The sequence below is a fragment of the Amycolatopsis sp. NPDC051373 genome, from assembly GCF_040689465.1.
GTDB lineage: Bacteria > Actinomycetota > Actinomycetes > Mycobacteriales > Pseudonocardiaceae > Amycolatopsis.
The window spans coordinates 1-16,825 of the sequence record NZ_JBFBAE010000034.1 but is presented as its reverse complement, the minus strand read 5'-3'; the positions used below and the strand labels follow the sequence as shown (position 1 = coordinate 16,825).

The following is a 16,825-nucleotide window of genomic DNA, read 5'->3' as shown; positions in this document are numbered from 1 at the left end:
TTCGCGCCAGACGCTATCCGGACGAACCGCCCGCTCGAATCCCTCTTCCGCCGCAGCCGGCGGTAAACCTTGGCGGTACGCGCCGCGCCGTACTACCGCGCCGGTCGTAGCCGACTGGGTTTCCGCCGGTCAGGCCGGTAGCTTCGCCTCCGTGCCGGTGTACGGGGTGGGGGTGGTGCGCGGGCTTCGCATGCACCCGGTGCTGGCGGACAACCTGCTCGCGGCCGCGGTCGCCGTGTTCCTGCTGGCGGGCGCGGCCGTGCGCGGCGGCGAGCTGGGCGACCGGCCGGGCGCGTTCGGGCTGGTCCTCGCGGCCGTCGGCGCCGCGCCGCTACTCGTCCGCCGCCGGTTCCCGATCGGCTCGCTGCTGGCCGTCACGGCGCTGATGGGCGCGTTCTACCTCTGCGGTTTCCGCGCGACACTCGGCCAGCCCGGCATCTTGATCGCCGCGTACACGGTGTGGGCGCGCTACCCGGCGAGCAAGGCATGGCCGTCTTCGGCGCTCGCGATGGCCGCGTACGAGGCGACAATGATCGCCGGCGGCGCGTCGCACCCCGTCGGCGATTCGGTGATCGCCCTGCTGCAGGCGTCCGCGACCATCCTGATCGGACACTCGGCCCACGTCCGCGCGAACCGCTTGCGCGCCACCGCCGAACGCGCCGATCGGGCCGAACGCGAGATCGAGCTGGAGGCGCAGCAGGCCGTCGCCTAAGTACGTCTTCGAGAACGCACCGGACACGGCTCGTGGCGCGCTCGACACGATCACCGGAACCACCACCGAAGCCCTCGACGAGCTGCGCCGCCTGCTCAGCGTGCTTCAGCCGCCGCGGTACGAACCCGGCGAGTACCGCCCGCAACCGGGTCTCGCCGACCTGCCCGCGCTCGTCGCGAGGCTGAGCGACGCCGGCCTTACGCTCGGGCTGCGCGTCACCGGCACGCCGCGGCCGTTGCCGCCCGGCCAGCAGTTGTGCGCGTACCGCGTGGCGCAAGAGGCCCTCACCGACGTGCTCAAGCACGCCGCCGACGCCACCGCAGAGCTCACGCCGGACTACCGCGACGAGGGCCTGCGCGTGCTGGTCGTCGACTCCGGCGGCGGGCCGCCGCCGCGCGTCAACCACGCTGACAACGGGCTGGTGGGGATGCGGGAACGCGCGCGTATGTACGGTGGCGTGATCGAGATCGGACCGCGCGAACCCGCGGGGTTCGCCATCGAGCTGACCCTGCCCTACCCGGCCACCGGGCGGACACCGGAGAACCGTCGTGACCAGTGTGCTCGTGGTGGACGACCAGGATCTCGTCCGCGCGGGCTTCGTCGCGCTGCTCGGTGCGGTGCCCGGCATCGACGTGCTCGGCGAAGCGCGCGACGGGCTCGAAGCCGTGGACAAGGCGTTGCGGCTGAAGCCCGAAGTGATCCTGATGGACATCCGCCTGCCCGGGCTCGACGGTGTCACCGCCACGGGACGCATCCTCGGCGCGGCCGGGCCGGAGAAGCCGCGCGTGCTGATCCTGACCGTGCTCGACCTCGACGAGTACGTCTACGCGGCCCTGCGCGCGGGGGCGGCCGGGTTCCTGCTCAAGGACAGCCCGCCGGAGACGTGAGGTGCCTGACCGAGCGCGAGCTGGAGGTGCTCTGGTTCGTCGGCACCGGCGCGACCAACGCGGACATCGCGGCCGAGCTGCTGGTGAGCGAGGCGACCGTGAAGACGCACCTCAACCGGCTGATGACGAAGCTCGGCGTTTCGAGCCGCGCGCAGGCCGTGGTCGTGGCGTACGAGACGGGCATGGTGCGGCCGCGCGGCTGATCACCAGCCGGCGGGCAGCGCGAGGCCGAACTCTCTGCGCAGCGCGGCTTTCGCGGCGTGCAGGCCGGCCATGCCGTGCACACCGGGGCCCGGCGGGGTCGCGCCGGAGCAGAGGTAGACACCGCTCAACGGGGTTGTGTGGGGATTCCAGCGGATGACCGGGCGGGCGAGCAGCTGCCGCAGGGTCACGGCGGCGCCGGAGATGTCGCCGCCGACGTAGTTCGCGTTGTAGTTCTCCAATTCGACCGCGGGAACCCCGCGTGACGCGAGGATCGTGTCGCCGAACCCCGGGGCGAAGCGTTCGATGCGGCGGCGGACGACGTCGGTGGCGTCGAGCGGATCGCCGTTGGGCACGTGCGCGTAGGCCCAGATCGGCTGCTTGTGCGGAAGTCCGCGGGAGGGGTCGGCTGCCATCGGCTGGGCGAGCAGCACGTACGGCTCCTCGGCGCGCTGCCCGCCGGCCACGGTGTTCTCGCCGGCGCGGACCTGCGCGGCCGTCCCTCCGATGTGGACGGTCGCGGCCCTGGCCAGCTCCGGCTCGCGCCACGGGATCGGCTCCGACACGAGGAAGTCGACCTTCGCCGCGCCCGGTCCGTAGCGCACGTTCTCGAGCGCACGACGGTAGCCGGGTGGCGCGAAGGGACCCGCGAGTTCAAGCAGGCCACGCGGGCTGACGTCGAGCAGCACGGCGCGCGTTTTCGCGAACTCCCGCAGGTCCGTGACGCGGCTGGAGGTGTGGACGCGGCCGCCGTGTGCGACGAAATCGGCGGCGAGCACGTCGGTGAGCACCTGCGTGCCTCCGCGCGGGACCGGCCAGCCGCCCGCGTGCGCGAGGTGGCCGAGCAGCACGGCGGTGCCCCCGCCGGCCAACGACGGCAGCCGACCCATCGGGTGCGCGGCGACGCCGGCGAGCAACGCGGGGGCTTCGGGACCGCGGAACAGGACCTCGTCGATGCCGGTGCCGAGTGCGACGATCCGCGGCGCGAGCAGAGCGGCGACGGACGGCCGCGGTGGCCGTCTCAGGTCGCCCAGCAGCAGGTCGGTGATCTCGGCGGTGTGCTCGACGAGCGGTCCCATCAGGCGGCGCCAGCGCTCGCTGTCGGCGCCGAGGCGGGCGCAGGTGCGGTCGAGGTCCGCGTAGGCGAGGCCGGTGCGGCGTTCGTCGACGGGGTGCCCGTACGCGACTTCAGGCCGGCACAGCTCGACGCCGTGCGCGGCGAGGTCGAAGCCCTGGAAGAACGGCGAAGCGACGGCCATCGGGTGCACAGCCGAGCAGACGTCGTGGACGACGTCGGCGTCGAACAGCCGCGCCGACCGCGCGCCCCCGCCGAGCTCCGCCGCGGTTTCGTGCAGGTCGACCGCGAGACCGGCGCGGGCCAGCAGCACGGCGGCGGCCAGGCCGTTGGGGCCGGAGCCGACGACCACGGCATCAGGGACGTCCGCGGGCGAATCCACTCACGGATCGTATCGACACGCGGGCACCCTGCCACTTGCCCGAACACCTGATCGAATATTGTCGTACCCCGCGCCTACCTTGGACCCCACGCCGGCCCGTCCGGGCCCGGCCCAGCAGGAGAGGGGGATCATGCCCGCCCACGACACGCAGCTGGAGCGCATCCGCAAGCTGCTCGCCAAGGCCGAAGACCCGGCGGTGACCGCGGAAGAAGCCGAGCTGTACAACACGAAGGCGGCCGAGCTGATCGCCCGGTACGGCATCGACAACGCGATGCTCGCCGCCGCGGGGCAGGGCTCGGACGACATCGCCGTGCTGAAGATCCCCATCGAAAACCCGTACAGCCGTGACAAGGCGAGCCTGCTCACGAACATCGCGTACCCGTTGCGCTGCCGCACGTTGCTGCACCGCGTGGGCCAGGGCGTGGACGCGGTCACGGTGTTCGGCTTCAAGTCCGATCTCGGGCGCGTGGAGCTGCTGTTCACAAGCCTGTTGCTGCAGGCGAGCACCCAGCTCACGCGCGTGCGACCCGACGACCGGGTGTTCCGAGAATCGCTCGCCGCCTACCGCCGCACCTGGCTGCACGGTTTCGCGCGCGCCGTCCACGATCGGCTGGTGCGCGCGGAGGACACGGCGGCGCGCGAGCACCCGGGTTCGGGCGGGCAGTCGGCCGAGCTGGTGGTGCGCGACCGGAACACGCTCGTGCAAAGTGCGTTCGACCGCGAATACGGCGACTTGCGCGCGGCCGCGCCGCGCCGGCTCTCCGGTTCGGGGTACCGCGAAGGCCATCAGGCGGGCACGCGCGCCACGCTCGACCCGGCCGCGCTGGCCCGGCGCAGGCAGGCCCTGCCGGTGCGTTGATCAAATTCTGGGGCTGTCCCGAGGCTTCGCGGTTTACCCTGCGAGCCATGAATGTTGCCGGTCACCTCGTCCCTCGTTCGGAGCCGCCCTCGGCTTCCGGCGGGAGAAGCGGTGCCCGGTCGTGAGCGGCGAGCCGGCCGTGCGAGTCGAAGACCTCGCGACGCGTCCGGATCTGCGCCGGCCCGCGCTGAAGCTGGGTGTGGTCGGCGGAGAGTTCCTGGCGCACGACGTGATCGGCGACCTCGCGGCGTCCGCAAGGCTGGCGGCACGCTGGCCGGAGTTCTTCTTGGTGCTGCTGGAAGACGACGTGCCGGTCGCCCGTGCGGCGGCGGTTCCCGTGGCGTATCCGACGGACGAGCGCACCGAGCTGCCCGACCACGGGTGGGACGGCGCGCTGTTGTGGGCCGCGCAGGACGTGATGGACGACCGCGAGCCGACCACGCTGGTGGCGCTGGAGGTCAACGTCGCCGAGCGCGCGCGGGGCCAGGGCGTCGCGGCGCTGGCGCTCACGGAGCTGAAGAACCGCGCCCGGCGCGCGGGGCTGTCGCGACTCGTGGTGCCGGTGCGGCCGACGGGCAAGGCGGACCACGCCGTCGAGTCCATTGTGGACTACGTGGCGCGGCGAGACGAGCGGGGCCGGCCGGCGGACCCGTGGCTGCGCAACCACGAACGGCTGGGCGCGCGGCTGGTGAAGATCGCGCCGTTCGCGATGACCGTGATCGGCACGCTGGACCAGTGGGAGGAGTGGACCGGCGTGCGGCCCGGCGACGGCCTCACGACCGTGCCCGGCGGGATCGCGCCCGTACTGGGGTCGGTGGCGCAAGACCTCGGTGTGTACGTGGAGCCGAACGTGTGGCTGGAGCACCCGCTCTGACCTCGGTTATCGTGGTGGCGTGTGCACTCGTCGGCAGGAGCTCGTGACGCCGATCTTCGGCGACCACTCCTACCGGTGTGACTTCTACGGCTGACGACGTCTTCCGTCCCCGTTCGAAGGTCACCACAACCGAAGAGGAACACAGTCATGCCTGAAACCCATCCCGCCACGGCCTGGGCTCTCAAGCACATGCCCCTCACCGCGCAGGCGGTCGCCGAACTGACCCCGGTGCTCGCCGGGAAGCGGCTGGCGATGTGCCTGCACGTCGAGCCGAAGACCGCTGCGCTCGTGACGCTGCTCGTGCGCGCCGGCGTCGACGTGCGGCTCACCGGCTCGCCCGGCACCACCCACGACGACGTCGCCGACGCGCTTGGCGAGCTGGGCGTCGCCGTGTTCACCCGCCGGGGCGACGGCGAGGCCGAACACATCCGCAACATCGAGCGTGTGCTCGACGTCGAGCCCGACCTCACGCTGGACAACGGCGGTGACCTCACCGTTTCACTCCTCGGCTCCGGCACGCCGGCGGGTTACCTCGGCGGCACCGAGGAGACCACCACCGGCGGAATCCGGCTGCGCGAAACAAAAGTACGGCTCGGCAAACCCGTGGTCGTGATCAACGACTCGCGGCTGAAGCTCCTGGTGGAGAACGAGTTCGGTGTCGGCCAGAGCGTGGTGCAGGGCTTCCTCAACGCCACCAACCTCATGGTGCCGGGAACGCGGGCCGCGGTGCTCGGCTACGGCCCGTGTGGCAAGGGCGTCGCCGACACGTTGAGCCGCCTCGGCGCGCGCGTTTCGGTCTGCGACACCGACCCGATGCGGGCGCTCGAGGCGATCCTCAACGGCCACCGCGTCGGCACTGCCACCGAGGTCGTGGTCGAAGCGCAGCTGGTGTTCACCGCCACCGGCCACCCCGGCGTGCTGGGCGCGGCCGAGCTCGCGGCGTTGCGCGACGGCGCGGTGCTCGCCGGCGTCGGGCACTTCGCGTGGGAGATCGACCGGGCGGAGCTCGACGCGCGGACCGTCCGCACCGTCGAGTACGGCGCGCCTTCGCGACGCACGGGCCACGTCCTCGACGACGGCCGCGAGATCGTGCTGCTCGACCAGGGCCGGATGCTCAACCTCACGGCCGCCAACGGGAACTCCATCCAGGCCATGGACCTCGGCCTCACGCTGCAGGCCCGCAGCCTCGCCGCCGTCGCCGCGGGTGGGCTGGCCGACGAGGTGCAGCCCGTGCCCGCGGATGTGGAGCACCGCATCGCGACCGATCTGGTCGCCGCGTTGCGCTAGCTACTTCTCCAGGCCTGGCGGCAGGAAACCGTGCTCGGACAGGTCGAACCAGTTGCCTTCCGGATCGATCGCGCGGTACTCGGCGAACGGGCGGTCCCCGCCGCGCAGCACCGGTCGGGGCACGCCCGCTTCGGCGAGCTTCTCCGCGATCGGCGGGATTTCCGGGACCTGGAAACCGAAGTGGTTGAAGCCGGTGGCGACGTCGCCGTCGAGCTGCTGCTGGATCAACGCCAGGTTGAGGTAGCCGTCGGTCACGAAGTGGCTGCCGTCGGGGTCGGTGTGAAACAGCTCCATGCCGAACTGCTCGCAGTAGAACGCGGCCATGCGCTTCGCGTCCTGCACGACGAAGGCGAGGTGACGCAGGCGAGGGCGGGTCATGCGGTGGGTCCCTTCGGGATCATGTTGTGAAAAGCGGCGATCGTCGGCTCGCCGTCGTGGCGAACCACAGCTTGCGCGTGCGTCACCACGCCGGCGGGCCCGATCTCCGACGTCGCGTGCACGAGGGAAAGCTCCGGCGAAAGGCGGCGGATCAACGTGACCTCGGCGGACAACGTGGTGCCGCGGTACGCCGCGGCGAACAGCTGCGCGTGGCCCGTCTCCACGGCTTCGCGCCCGACGAGCGCTTCGCCGCGCACGTTGACGAAGTCGACGTCGGACGCGAAGACGGAAGCGAACTGCGTTGCGTCGCCGCGGGCCCAGCCGTCGGCCATGGTGCGCCAGAGCGCGCGAATCGACTCGTTCACGCCGTCACCATCCCGACGCGCAGCGGGAGCGATTCGCAGTCGCCATTCCACGCGGCCAGCGAGTAATAGAACTCGCCGTGCTGCCGTTCGAGATAACACACGACGTTGAGCGGCCAGCCCGCGCTGTGGAAGACGTACGCGTCCATCGGCGTCGGGCGTTCGCTGAGCGGGCGGCCGCGTTCGCATTCAGGCCCGAGGCGATGCCAGTCCGGGTGCAGGTGGACGGACCCGAGCACGTCCAGACCACGCGCGTCGGCCTCGCGGGTGATGCGCAGCAGATCGGCGGGATCCAGCCACCACGCGCGCACCGAATTCTCATACGCGGAGCCGAATTTCGGCACGATCGTGGTCGCGAACTCTTCACGCGCGCTGGGGTCGGTGACCCGCGCGTTGCGGCCGAACGCGAGGTCCGAGACGATCAGCGCGTCCTCGGCGAAGGTGCCGAGCAGCACAGCGAAGCACGGTCTCGGTTCCTCGGGCGTGATGAACGCGTATTCGATGGCTGCCGCGTCGAGGAACCGCTGCAGCACTTCGTCGGAGAACAGCACGGGAAGCGTTGTTTTCCCGATGAGCGGAACGGAGACCAGAGATGTCACGCCGGGCACCGTAACCAGGCGCGATGCGGTGTGGCCATGATCATCACGGGATCGGCCCTATTGCATCCGGCGATAATGTTTTCCCCATGCGCCTGGAAATCCGGCACCTCGAACTCGTGGTCGCGATCGCCGAGGCCGGCAGCCTGCGCAGAGCCGCGGCCCGCCTGCACCTCACGCAGCCGGCGGTGACCACGCAGCTCAAACGGATCGAGCAATTCCTCGGCGGGCCGCTGTTCGTCCGTTCGGCCGAAGGTGTGCTGCCCACCCACACCGGCACCGAACTGGTGCGCGACGCGCAGAAAGTGCTGCACGGCTTCGACACCCTGCAACGCGCCGCGCGCCTCAACGCGCAACACGAAGCGGGCGCGCCGGTGCGCGTCGGCGGGATTCCGGCGCAGCAGTTCAGCCTGCTGGTGAACGCGTTGACGACCATGCTGCCCCGGCGCGACGTCACCAGCCGCACGATCCGCGAAACCAGCGCGCTGACGGCGTTGCTGCGCTCGGGTGAGCTCGACGTCGCCGTGATGCGCGCGTTCCCCGGCTTCCCGCTGATCCCGCCCGACGGCGTCGAGTACCGCGTGCTGCTGCGGGAACCGTTTTTCATCGGCGTCGCGGACCACCACGCCTTGGCCGCGCGCGGCGAGGTCGCGCTGGCCGACCTGGCGGGCGAGAAGTGGGTGATGCCCGACCCGGACGACAGCGGGATGAACGAGTTCTTCGCCCGCACCTGCACGTCGGCCGGCTTCGACCAGCGCATCACGCACCTGACGAACGAGGCGCACGTCGCGTTCGCCCTCACCGCTGAGGGCCGCGCGATCTGCCTGCTCTACCCCATCGGCACCGACCGCACGGGCATCTCGACGGTGTCGCTGACCGGCACCCCGCTCTACCGCGAGCTCGTCCTCGCGTGGCGCACCGACTCCCCGATCGCTTCACTGGTGGACGAGATGTGTGCCAAGATCGACGCCGGGTACCTCGCCCTGGTCGAGGACTCGCAGTTCTACCGGAAGTGGTGGCACGACGGCGGTTCCGCGTTCGCGCTGCCGCTGTGAAAATTGCCCGCAGGGAAGTTGCCACTGTGAAGTCGTCGCTGTGAAGGAGTCGCCATGCCGATCCGCGGCCTGAACCACGCCGTCCTCTGGGTCCGCGACGCCGCCCGCAGCAGCGCCTTCTACGTCGACGTCCTGGGCTTCCGCGCGGTGCACACCTCGGACCGCGCCGTCTTCCTCCAGGCCCCCGACTCCCACAACGACCACGACCTGGGCCTTTTCACCCTCCCCGACGCCACCGCGGCCCCTTCCGGTTCCGTCGGCCTCTACCACCTGGCCTGGGAAGTCCCCACCCTCGCGGACCTCCAGACCTACCTCGACGCTTTGCGGGCCGCCGGCGCCCTCGTCGGCTCCACCGACCACGGCACCACGAAAGCCCTCTACGCCAAGGACCCGGACGGCCTGGAGTTCGAGATCTGCTGGCTGGTCCCGCAGTCGCAAATCACGGACGCCGATCGCGCCCACAACGGACCTCTGGACCTCGCCACGGACGTCGCCCGCTTCGGCGCTGACACACCTGGTGAATCGGCCCGCATCCCGGCGTAAGTTCAGGCAGCCGGCGCGAGTACGTAGGAGAACCGGCGGATCACCGGAACCCACTTCTGGAAGTTGGCGAGACCGTCGACCTCCAGCGCGGCCGACACCTGCGCAAGTCCTCCTCGCCCGGGACTCCGCCGACCGTCCACTTCGGACCCGTCTTCGATGTCCGAAACGGTTTGCTGCGTAACGGTCGACCGGGGCGGCGACTCGGGGAGGGATCGGTCTTCGGTGGTCTGTTCCGGCACGAGTGCGCGCAGCAACCGGCGCAGGCTGCCCGACGACATGCCTGGCAGGACCAGCGGCAGGCTGATGATCTTCTCCAGGTCGTACTGTCGCGGCGAAGTACGGATTCACAGCCCAGCCACAACGCATGCACGATGCCCAGGCTCGCACGACACCTTCTTCCACAACCAGACCGACGCCGGCTGCATCCAGTTCGGCACCGACAAACAAACCCTCGTCGGGATCACCATCGGCTGCCATCTCACCGCCGCAACCAAGAACCTCGCTGGGGGGTCCGGGGGGGGGCGAAGCCCTCCCCGGGCGGGGCCTGGGGGATTGCACCCCCAGAAAACAAAACGGAGCGAGCCAGTTCGCGCTTTCAGCGAACATAACCCGCCCCGAGTGACGGTGGAGCTGAGGGGAATCGAACCCCTGACCTTCTCGATGCGAACGAGACGCGCTACCAACTGCGCTACAGCCCCCAAGGAGCGTGAGCCCCTTGTTCAGTGCTCGCAGAGCGTATCAGCTACCCCAAGAGCACCGAACTTCGGGGGTCACTCCCCGACCGCCCGGCGGTACGGGCTGGTCCCCGGCTCGTCGAGCTCCTCGAAGGCCGGGTCTTCGTCGTCCAGGTCGACTACGACGGCCTGGCGGCGGATGCGGGACATGGGCGACGGCTTGCGCTCCACGATCTCGCGGGGCGTCGGGGAGACGACCTCCAAGTCGTCGTCTTCCTCGGCGACCGGAGCCGCGGCGGAGGTCGAAGCAGCGGGGCGTTCCGTGCGGCGCGGCGCCGGGAGCGGCTCGCGAGCTTCTCGAGAGCCCTCCCGCGCATACCGCGCCATCCGCCGCTGACGGATGTCGTCTTCGATGCGGACCTGGCGGCGCAGGTAGGCGAGGTACCCGACCAGGATCACGTCGACCACGGCGTTGCCCCACCACACCACGGACATCACGAAGCCCGCGAAAGCGGCCGACGCGACGGCGAGGATCAGCAGGATCACGACGATCCGCTGGCGGAACGCGTACTTCGCCCGCGCGGCGATCTCCGCCGCCTCCGGGTCGAAGCCGCCGCGGCCCGGGCGGTAGCCGGAGGACCGGGCGCGCGATGGCTCGTCGCGCACGTCGGCGGCCGGCTGGGGCAGCGGCTCGGGTTCCGGTTCTTCCTCTTCGAGGTCGGCGTCGAGCTCCGCCTCTAGTTCGGCGAGGTCGTCCTCCACCGAAGGTTTCGCACTTTCGGACACGGCGAACTCCTCCTGTCCTTCATTGCGAGCTCCCCCGCTGCGCACGACGCGCGCTGCGAGCGCGGACGACGGCGTCCGTGCCACCTGCTGGCGCTTGCGAGCCACCATGGGCACGAGAACGACGAGCCATGCCGCGGCGAGCGCCACGATGATCAGCGAGCTGGGCATCCCCCGCACCTCCCCCGATCCTCTGCTGTAGTCACGCTAGCCACAACAGTCACACACGGGACGCAGACTCGCCGGGTTCGATCACGAAATTGCCTCACCGGATTAGGTGAATCTCACTGTATGTGGTAGCGCGTGATCGGAACCGGACCCGTAGTCACCATCAGAGCAGGTCGGCGCGTCCCATGGCCACGAGCCGGGAGACGAGGCCGTCGCCGATCTCCTCTTTCGTCACGGCGAAGCAGAGGTGGTCGCGCCAGGCGCCGGCGACGTCGAGGTAGCGCTCGAAGAGGCCCTCCTGCCGGTAGCCGGCCTTGGTGAGGACACGGATGCTCGCGTTGTTCTCCGGCCGCACGGTCGCCTCGAGCCGGTGCAGGCCGGACGCTTCGAAGGCGTGATCCGTCACGAGCGCCACAGCCGCTGTCGCGACCCCGCCGCGCACGATGTCCGACGACACCCAGTACCCGATCCAGGCCGATCGCAGCGAGGCGCGGATGACGTTACCCACCGTGATCTGGCCCGCGAACTTTCCGTCGACCGTGATCGTGAACGGCAGGCACTGCCCGCGCCGCGCGAGACCCCTCAGGGCCGCCCACTGCGAGGGCCACGACCAGAACGCGTTGCGGTCGGGCCACGGCCCGATCCCCGTCGGCTCCCATTGCTCGAGGTGGTCGCGGTCGCGCAGGCGGATGCGGCTCCACTCGCCGGCGTCGCGCAGCCGCACGGGCCGCACGCTGACGACGCCGGCCGGCACGCGCAGTCCGCCGAGCTTCGCGGGCCAGCCCGGGTGGCGGCTCTCGACCGGGTACGAGTACGAGCCCACTACGCCCGCTGCGCGAGGAACGTGACCTTCACCTGTTCGCCCGCGGCCACCTCGGTGAGTTCCTCGTCCACCGTGATCAGGCAGTTCGCCTCCGCCAGCGACGCCAGCAGGTGCGCGCCCGACGTGCCGAGCGGCTGCACGAGGTACTCGCCGTTCGCCTCGTCGCGCAGCAGCTGGCCGCGCAGGTAGCCGCGCCGTCCCTTCGTCGACGTGATCGGCGACAGCAGGCGCGCGCCGACGATCCGCCGGTGCGGGTTGCGCGTGCCGCGCGCGGCGCGGATCAGCGGCCTGACGAGGACCTCGAACACCACCAGGGCGCTCATCGGGTTGCCGGGAATGAGGAACGTCGGCACGGAGTCCGGGCCGAGCCGTCCGAAGCCCTGCACCGAGCCCGGGTGCATCCCCACTCGCGTCATGTCGATGTGGCCGAGGTCGGACAGCGCGGCGTGCACCTCGTCGCCGGAAGCGCCGCCGGCGCCGCCCGCGACCACCACGATCTCCGACATCAGCAGCCGGCCCTCGACGATCTCGCGAAGCCGCTTCGGGTCGCTCGGCACGATGCCGACGCGGCTCACCTCGGCCCCGGCGTCGCGCGCGGCCGCGGCCAGTGCGTAGGAGTTGACGTCGTAGACCTGCCCCACCGACGGCGTGCGGTCGACGTCGACGAGCTCGTCGCCCACAGACACGATCGACACGCGCGGACGCGGGTAGACCAGCACCTTCGCGCGTCCGACGGCGGCCAGCAGGCCCACCTGCGCGGACCCGATGGTGTCGCCCTTGCGCACGGCGACGTCGCCGATCTGCACGTCTTCGCCCGCGCGGCGCACGTACGCGGCCGAAGGCACGGACTTGTGCACGGTGAGCTTGGCCTGGTGCCCGTCGGTGTACGCGGTGGGCACGACGGCATCGGCGAGCGTCGGCAGCGGCGCGCCGGTATCCACGCGCACCGCCTGCCCCGGCTGCAGCCGCCGCGGCTGGCGGGAGCCGGCCTGGATCTCGCCGACCACCGGCAGCTGCACCGGCTCCTCGCCGGCGGCGCGGACGTCGACGCTGCGCACCGCGTAACCGTCCACGGCGGCCTGGTCGAAGCCGGGCAGGGCGTGCTCGGCGACCACCTCCTCCGCGCACAGCAGGCCCTGCGCCTCGGAGATCGCCACGCGGACCGGCCGCGGCCGGACGGCGGCGTCCAGCGTCAGCGCGATCTGCGCGTCGACAGAGCGCAGCTCCGCCTCCACGGGTTCCGGGGCCTCTTCGGCCGGGGCAGCGTCGAGGGAGTCCGTCATGGGCGTTCGGTCCCGATCCGTTCGGTCAGCCACGTCCGTAACGATGGCCCGTATTCGGGCGTTTCAAGCGCGAAATCGACGGCGGCGCGCAGGAAACCACCCGGATTCCCCAGGTCGTGTCGTCCGCCGCGGTGCACGACCACGTGAACGGGGTGGCCTTCCTTGATCAGCAGGGCCACGGCGTCGGTCAGCTGGAGCTCGCCGCCCGAGCCCGGCTCGATCCGGCGCAGCGCGTCGAAGATCGCCCGGTCGAGCAGGTAACGTCCGGCCGCCGCGTACGTCGACGGCGCGTCTTCCGGCCGCGGCTTCTCGACCATGCCGTGAACCTGCTTCACGTCCGGGTCGTCGGTGTCGGAGACGTCGAACACGCCGTAGGGCGAGATCTGCTCCTTGGGGATGTCGAACGCGCAGAGCACGCTGCCGCCGTGCTGCGCGCGCACGGCCGACATGCGGTCGAGCACGCCGGTGGGCAGCACAAGGTCGTCGGGCAGCAGCACGGCGACGGCCTTGTCCGCGTCGGTCAGGTTCGGCTCGGCCTGCGCGACGGCGTGGCCCAGCCCCAGGGCCTGCTCCTGGATCGCGACCTCGACTTCGAGCAGCCCCGGCCCGCGGCGCACCTTCTCGAGCAGCTCGGTCTTGCCCTTGGCCTCGAGCGTCTTCTCCAGCTCGGGCTGCGTTTCGAAGTACTTGACCACGGCGTCCTTGCCGGGCGAGGTCACGATCACCAGGCGTTTCGCCCCCGCAGCCGCGGCTTCGCTCGCGACGAGCTCGATCCCCGGTGTGTCGACCACGGGCAGCAGCTCTTTCGGCACCGCCTTCGTGGTCGGCAGGAACCGGGTCCCGAGGCCGGCCGCAGGCACGATGGCTGTTCTGAACGTCTGGGAGGTTGAGGCGCCCGTCATGGGCGCAAAGCCTAACGTGGTCGCATGCTGGCACCGGGCAATGAGCACCTGAGCAAGGCGGAGTGGCGTGCGCGAGTTCTTCAGGCGCGCGCCTCAGTGAGCCGTTCGGAGCACGCGGCGGAGGCCGAGGCGCTAGCTTCTGCGGCTGCTTCGGTGGCGGCGGGAACCGTATGCGCGTATGTGCCCTTCGAAACCGAGCCTGGGTCCGTTTCGCTGCTCAACGCCCTGGTCAAGGCGGGTTCACGCGTATTGCTGCCGGTGATCCCGGACGTCGTCGGACCGCTGGATTGGGCCGTCTACACGGACGAGTCGACGCTCGTGCCCGGTCGGCTGCGCGGCATCCTCGAGCCGTCGGGGCCGAGGTTGGGGGTCGACGCCGTGTCGGAGGCCGATGTGGTGCTCGTGCCCGCGCTCGCCGTGGACCGCCACGGGGTACGGCTCGGACGTGGCGCTGGTCACTACGACCGGTCGCTCACTTCGGGCCACGCGGACCGGTTCGCCGTGGTCCGGGCCGAGGAGCTGGTGGATTCGCTCCCAGGTGAGGCCCACGATGTCCCGATGACCGGGGCACTGACCCCTGCGGGCCTGGTTCGGTTGCCCACTGCCACAGTGATGTGAGCCAGGGGGAATTGCGCACGGGGAATGCCGTCCAGCACAATTGGGTTGGCACTCTTGTCTCACGAGTGCCAGTTGCATGAAGGAGCTCCAGTGCCCACGTACCAGTACGCCTGCAAGGAATGCGACCACCGCTTCGAGGCGGTGCAATCCTTTTCCGACGCCAGCCTGACCGTCTGCCCCCAGTGCTCCGGTCCGCTGCGCAAGGTCTTCAGCTCGGTCGGCGTGGTCTTCAAGGGCAGCGGGTTCTACCGCACCGACTCGCGCGACGCGTCGAAGTCCTCGACCACGGCCGCCACCCCGGCGAAGTCCGAGACCAAGACGGAGACCAAGAGCGAGTCGAAGACGGACTCTTCATCGTCCTCCTCGACCACGACGAAAACGGCTTCGACCGCCTCCTGACCCCGGAGTTATCCACAAGGGGGTAGTTGTCCACAGGTCGCGGAAGTTCCTCTTTCCGCTGGTCATCACCGTCTCTAACGTCGGTTTCGTGCGGCATCGCGCCGCACGGGAACCGACGAGGGGACGACCGTGGACACCTTGCTCAACCGCCTGACCGATCTGCACTTGCTGCGCGGCAGGCGCGCCCGGCTGCTTCGCCGGTTCCTGGCCGCGGCCCTGCTGCTGGCCGGCTTGCTCGTCCTTCTGCACCCCGCTTCCGCGCGTGGTGCACCTTCCACCGCCACCGCCGTAGCCGCGCGGGATCTGCCCGCGGGCGCGATGCTGCGCGCCACCGATCTCCGGCTGGCCGACCTTCCCGACGACGTCCGGCCGGCCGGCGCGCTCGGCGACGTCGGGGCGGCCGTGGGCCGGATGCTGTCCGGTGCCGCTCGTGCGGGTGAGCCGCTCACAGACGTCCGCCTACTGGGAACAACGCCGGCTGCCAAGGGTGAATCCGGCACGGTCACGGTCGCCGTCCGACTCGCCGACGCGGGCGTGGCGGAGCTGCTGCAGCCCGGCCAGCACGTGGCCGTCGTGGCGGCTCCCGACGCCACGCACACCGCCGCTGAGCTGGTGAAGGACGCCATGGTGGTCACCGTGCACCGTCCCGAACGCGGGGGTCAGGGGGTGATCGCACCCGACAAAGGCCCGTTGGTGCTCCTCGCGCTCCCTGTGAGCGTTGCCACCGAGGTCGCTGCGACGTCGCTGGAACGACCGATTACGGTTACTCTCCGCTAACCCGTCCCTGTTCCGATGGGCGACGGCACCCCCATCTGAACCTCTCGAGGAGTGGCACATGCTGAAGGGCTTCAAAGACTTCCTGATGCGCGGAAACGTCGTGGACCTCGCGGTCGCGGTCGTGATCGGCGCCGCGTTCACCGCGATCGTCACCGCGTTCACCACGGGTCTGATCAAGCCGCTGATCAACGCGATCGGGGGCAGCGACGCCGCTCAGGGCCTCGGCTTCTACATCTTCGAGTCGAACAAGGGCACGTTCCTGGACTTCGGCTCGGTGATCAACGCGGCGATCAACTTCGTGATCGTCGCCGCGATCGTGTACTTCCTGTTCGTGCTGCCGGTGAAGCACCTGCAGGAGCGCCGCAAGCGCGGTCAGGAGCCGGGTCCGGCGGAGCCCACCGACGTCGAGCTGCTCAAGGAGATCCGCGACCTGCTGCGCGCGCAGACCACCAGGTCGGGCGACTGAGGGTCAGCGGTCGTGGTGCGGTGGCCGGTTCTCCAGGTACCAGGAGTCAGGGGCGTCCCCGCTCAGGCCTCGCTCGTCCGAGGTGGTCTCGGGCAGTACGTCACCGAAGATCTCGTCGACCCGGCGGCGCTCGGCCGAGGTGTCGGAGGGACGGGGTTCTTCGCGTGGCATGACCCCATCGTCCCACTCGCTGTTTGACAACTGCTGTGAGACTGCGCGGGCGGCCTGGTGGTCGCTGTCAGGATGGTCCGGCGGTGCGGGATGACTCGTTGACAACTTGGCCGTTTTCGGGCGTGCCTTGCCTATGACACGTCTCCCAAGCCGTTCGGGCCGGCCTGGCCCACCCAGTGGCTTGATAAGCAGCCCGTCCGCCCGCACGGCGTGACTCGTCACAGTTTCGCCTGGGTGCCCACCACGGCCGACGCCCATAGACAACGTCGTCTGCTGGAAGGTACCGCGTGAACATGCTGTTCGAGTCGCTCGAAGGCGTCATCGGCGTCGACACCCACCGCGACACTCTCGCCGCGGCCGCGGTCACCGCGGTCGGCGCAACACTGGGACATGCCGATGCCCCGGCCAGCGCCGAGGGCTACCAGCAACTGCTCGACTTCGCGCGAGCGCAGGTGCCCGGCCAGCGGTGCTGGGCCGTCGAAGGAACCAGCAGCTACGGTGCCGGACTCGCCGCCTTCCTCAGCGAACAGGGCGAACGGGTCGTCGAAGT

The 16,825-nt window shown here is 70.5% G+C and carries 21 protein-coding genes, 1 tRNA gene and 1 pseudogene; 12 read left to right on the top strand and 11 right to left on the bottom strand.

Annotated elements, in window-relative coordinates; genetic code table 11:
* The first annotated feature begins 151 nt into the window (after window positions 1-151).
* Both AB0383_RS42560 and AB0383_RS42555 read left to right on the top strand, forming a co-directional pair.
* Window positions 152-712: a hypothetical protein gene (locus tag AB0383_RS42560; RefSeq protein ID WP_366190250.1), complete on the top strand. Its 561-nt coding sequence runs from the start codon at window positions 152-154 to the stop codon at window positions 710-712.
* 548 nt (window positions 713-1,260) lie between these two features.
* Window positions 1,261-1,802 (top strand): annotated as a pseudogene (locus tag AB0383_RS42555) (response regulator transcription factor).
* Here AB0383_RS42555 and AB0383_RS42550 read toward each other — a convergent pair.
* Window positions 1,803-3,188 (bottom strand): NAD(P)/FAD-dependent oxidoreductase, encoded by a 1,386-nt coding sequence (locus AB0383_RS42550; RefSeq protein ID WP_366190292.1) that lies wholly within the window; start codon window positions 3,186-3,188, stop codon window positions 1,803-1,805.
* Window positions 3,189-3,387: 199 nt separating this feature from the next.
* Here AB0383_RS42550 and AB0383_RS42545 point away from each other — a divergent pair, with 199 nt between their 5' ends.
* The 3 genes from AB0383_RS42545 to AB0383_RS42535 all read left to right on the top strand — a co-directional run bounded on the left by AB0383_RS42545 (window position 3,388) and on the right by AB0383_RS42535 (window position 6,277).
* Entirely contained in the window at window positions 3,388-4,116 is a 729-nt protein-coding gene (locus AB0383_RS42545; protein ID WP_364182082.1) for a DUF2786 domain-containing protein, read from the top strand.
* A 139-nt stretch (window positions 4,117-4,255) separates the two neighbouring features.
* Window positions 4,256-4,990 carry a GNAT family N-acetyltransferase gene (locus AB0383_RS42540; RefSeq protein WP_364182306.1) on the top strand — a complete coding sequence of 245 codons (735 nt, stop codon included), beginning with the start codon at window positions 4,256-4,258 and terminating at the stop codon, window positions 4,988-4,990.
* 147 nt (window positions 4,991-5,137) lie between these two features.
* A complete protein-coding gene (locus AB0383_RS42535; protein ID WP_364182085.1) occupies window positions 5,138-6,277 on the top strand; it encodes an adenosylhomocysteinase in 1,140 nt (379 codons plus the stop codon).
* Here the strand turns inward: AB0383_RS42535 and AB0383_RS42530 are convergent, their stop codons facing one another.
* The 3 genes from AB0383_RS42530 to AB0383_RS42520 are packed head-to-tail and all read right to left on the bottom strand — an operon-like array spanning window position 6,278 to window position 7,616.
* Window positions 6,278-6,655, bottom strand: a complete 378-nt coding sequence (locus AB0383_RS42530; RefSeq protein ID WP_354875029.1) for a VOC family protein — start codon at window positions 6,653-6,655, stop codon at window positions 6,278-6,280.
* Window positions 6,652-7,020: an SgcJ/EcaC family oxidoreductase gene (locus AB0383_RS42525; RefSeq protein WP_364182089.1), complete on the bottom strand. Its 369-nt coding sequence runs from the start codon at window positions 7,018-7,020 to the stop codon at window positions 6,652-6,654. Before AB0383_RS42525 ends, AB0383_RS42530 begins: the two co-directional genes overlap by 4 nt.
* Window positions 7,017-7,616, bottom strand: coding sequence for a hypothetical protein (locus AB0383_RS42520; RefSeq protein WP_364182092.1), 600 nt, complete (start codon window positions 7,614-7,616; stop codon window positions 7,017-7,019). The genes AB0383_RS42525 and AB0383_RS42520 overlap by 4 nt, the downstream gene beginning before the upstream one ends.
* Before the next feature lie 86 nt (window positions 7,617-7,702).
* Between AB0383_RS42520 and AB0383_RS42515 the strand changes: the two genes are divergently transcribed.
* Window positions 7,703-8,668, top strand: a complete 966-nt coding sequence (locus tag AB0383_RS42515) for a LysR family transcriptional regulator (protein ID WP_364182095.1) — start codon at window positions 7,703-7,705, stop codon at window positions 8,666-8,668.
* 54 nt (window positions 8,669-8,722) lie between these two features.
* Window positions 8,723-9,211 carry a VOC family protein gene (locus tag AB0383_RS42510; RefSeq protein ID WP_364182097.1) on the top strand — a complete coding sequence of 163 codons (489 nt, stop codon included), beginning with the start codon at window positions 8,723-8,725 and terminating at the stop codon, window positions 9,209-9,211.
* A gap of 2 nt (window positions 9,212-9,213) precedes the next feature.
* On the opposite strand, the gene AB0383_RS42505 is transcribed toward AB0383_RS42510, so the two are convergent.
* The 6 genes from AB0383_RS42505 to AB0383_RS42480 all read right to left on the bottom strand — a co-directional run bounded on the left by AB0383_RS42505 (window position 9,214) and on the right by AB0383_RS42480 (window position 13,844).
* The gene (locus AB0383_RS42505; RefSeq protein WP_366190249.1) at window positions 9,214-9,489 is read right to left on the bottom strand and encodes a hypothetical protein; all 276 of its coding nucleotides are present in this window, start codon (window positions 9,487-9,489) and stop codon (window positions 9,214-9,216) included.
* Window positions 9,490-9,836: 347 nt separating this feature from the next.
* Window positions 9,837-9,909, bottom strand: a tRNA-Ala gene (locus AB0383_RS42500).
* 72 nt (window positions 9,910-9,981) lie between these two features.
* On the bottom strand, window positions 9,982-10,839 hold the full coding sequence (gene glpR, locus AB0383_RS42495; RefSeq protein ID WP_364182100.1) for a gephyrin-like molybdotransferase receptor GlpR: 858 nt from the start codon (window positions 10,837-10,839) through the stop codon (window positions 9,982-9,984).
* 160 nt (window positions 10,840-10,999) lie between these two features.
* Window positions 11,000-11,659, bottom strand: a complete 660-nt coding sequence (locus tag AB0383_RS42490) for a GNAT family protein (protein WP_364182103.1) — start codon at window positions 11,657-11,659, stop codon at window positions 11,000-11,002.
* On the bottom strand, window positions 11,659-12,942 hold the full coding sequence (gene glp, locus AB0383_RS42485) for a gephyrin-like molybdotransferase Glp (RefSeq protein ID WP_364182105.1): 1,284 nt from the start codon (window positions 12,940-12,942) through the stop codon (window positions 11,659-11,661). The genes AB0383_RS42490 and glp overlap by 1 nt, the downstream gene beginning before the upstream one ends.
* Complete coding sequence (locus AB0383_RS42480; RefSeq protein WP_364182108.1) at window positions 12,939-13,844, bottom strand: UTP--glucose-1-phosphate uridylyltransferase; 906 nt, start codon at window positions 13,842-13,844, stop codon at window positions 12,939-12,941. The genes glp and AB0383_RS42480 overlap by 4 nt, the downstream gene beginning before the upstream one ends.
* A gap of 24 nt (window positions 13,845-13,868) precedes the next feature.
* Here AB0383_RS42480 and AB0383_RS42475 point away from each other — a divergent pair, with 24 nt between their 5' ends.
* The 4 genes from AB0383_RS42475 to mscL all read left to right on the top strand — a co-directional run bounded on the left by AB0383_RS42475 (window position 13,869) and on the right by mscL (window position 16,104).
* Window positions 13,869-14,462, top strand: a complete 594-nt coding sequence (locus AB0383_RS42475; protein WP_364182111.1) for a 5-formyltetrahydrofolate cyclo-ligase — start codon at window positions 13,869-13,871, stop codon at window positions 14,460-14,462.
* A 90-nt stretch (window positions 14,463-14,552) separates the two neighbouring features.
* A complete protein-coding gene (locus AB0383_RS42470; protein ID WP_354875013.1) occupies window positions 14,553-14,861 on the top strand; it encodes an FmdB family zinc ribbon protein in 309 nt (102 codons plus the stop codon).
* 129 nt (window positions 14,862-14,990) lie between these two features.
* On the top strand, window positions 14,991-15,638 hold the full coding sequence (locus tag AB0383_RS42465; RefSeq protein WP_366190248.1) for an SAF domain-containing protein: 648 nt from the start codon (window positions 14,991-14,993) through the stop codon (window positions 15,636-15,638).
* 58 nt (window positions 15,639-15,696) lie between these two features.
* Window positions 15,697-16,104 carry a large-conductance mechanosensitive channel protein MscL gene (gene mscL, locus AB0383_RS42460; RefSeq protein WP_364182117.1) on the top strand — a complete coding sequence of 136 codons (408 nt, stop codon included), beginning with the start codon at window positions 15,697-15,699 and terminating at the stop codon, window positions 16,102-16,104.
* 3 nt (window positions 16,105-16,107) lie between these two features.
* Here mscL and AB0383_RS42455 read toward each other — a convergent pair whose 3' ends face one another.
* Window positions 16,108-16,275, bottom strand: a complete 168-nt coding sequence (locus tag AB0383_RS42455) for a hypothetical protein (protein ID WP_366190247.1) — start codon at window positions 16,273-16,275, stop codon at window positions 16,108-16,110.
* A 293-nt stretch (window positions 16,276-16,568) separates the two neighbouring features.
* Between AB0383_RS42455 and AB0383_RS42450 the strand changes: the two genes are divergently transcribed.
* Window positions 16,569-16,825: transposase (locus AB0383_RS42450; RefSeq protein WP_366190291.1), on the top strand; the 257-nt coding region annotated here is incomplete at its 3' end.

Bases quoted from the DNA above. Each gene is read 5' to 3' on its own strand.
- AB0383_RS42545 (WP_364182082.1), top strand. From the start codon at position 3,388: ATGCCCGCCCACGACACGCAGCTGGAGCGCATCCGCAAGCTGCTCGCC.
- AB0383_RS42535 (WP_364182085.1), top strand. From the start codon at position 5,138: ATGCCTGAAACCCATCCCGCCACGGCCTGGGCTCTCAAGCACATGCCC.
- AB0383_RS42530 (WP_354875029.1), bottom strand. From the start codon at position 6,655: ATGACCCGCCCTCGCCTGCGTCACCTCGCCTTCGTCGTGCAGGACGCG.
- AB0383_RS42515 (WP_364182095.1), top strand. From the start codon at position 7,703: ATGCGCCTGGAAATCCGGCACCTCGAACTCGTGGTCGCGATCGCCGAG.
- AB0383_RS42510 (WP_364182097.1), top strand. From the start codon at position 8,723: ATGCCGATCCGCGGCCTGAACCACGCCGTCCTCTGGGTCCGCGACGCC.
- AB0383_RS42505 (WP_366190249.1), bottom strand. From the start codon at position 9,489: ATGTCGTCGGGCAGCCTGCGCCGGTTGCTGCGCGCACTCGTGCCGGAA.
- glpR (WP_364182100.1), bottom strand. From the start codon at position 10,839: ATGCCCAGCTCGCTGATCATCGTGGCGCTCGCCGCGGCATGGCTCGTC.
- glp (WP_364182105.1), bottom strand. From the start codon at position 12,942: ATGACGGACTCCCTCGACGCTGCCCCGGCCGAAGAGGCCCCGGAACCC.
- AB0383_RS42480 (WP_364182108.1), bottom strand. From the start codon at position 13,844: ATGACGGGCGCCTCAACCTCCCAGACGTTCAGAACAGCCATCGTGCCT.
- AB0383_RS42475 (WP_364182111.1), top strand. From the start codon at position 13,869: ATGCTGGCACCGGGCAATGAGCACCTGAGCAAGGCGGAGTGGCGTGCG.
- mscL (WP_364182117.1), top strand. From the start codon at position 15,697: ATGCTGAAGGGCTTCAAAGACTTCCTGATGCGCGGAAACGTCGTGGAC.
- AB0383_RS42455 (WP_366190247.1), bottom strand. From the start codon at position 16,275: ATGCCACGCGAAGAACCCCGTCCCTCCGACACCTCGGCCGAGCGCCGC.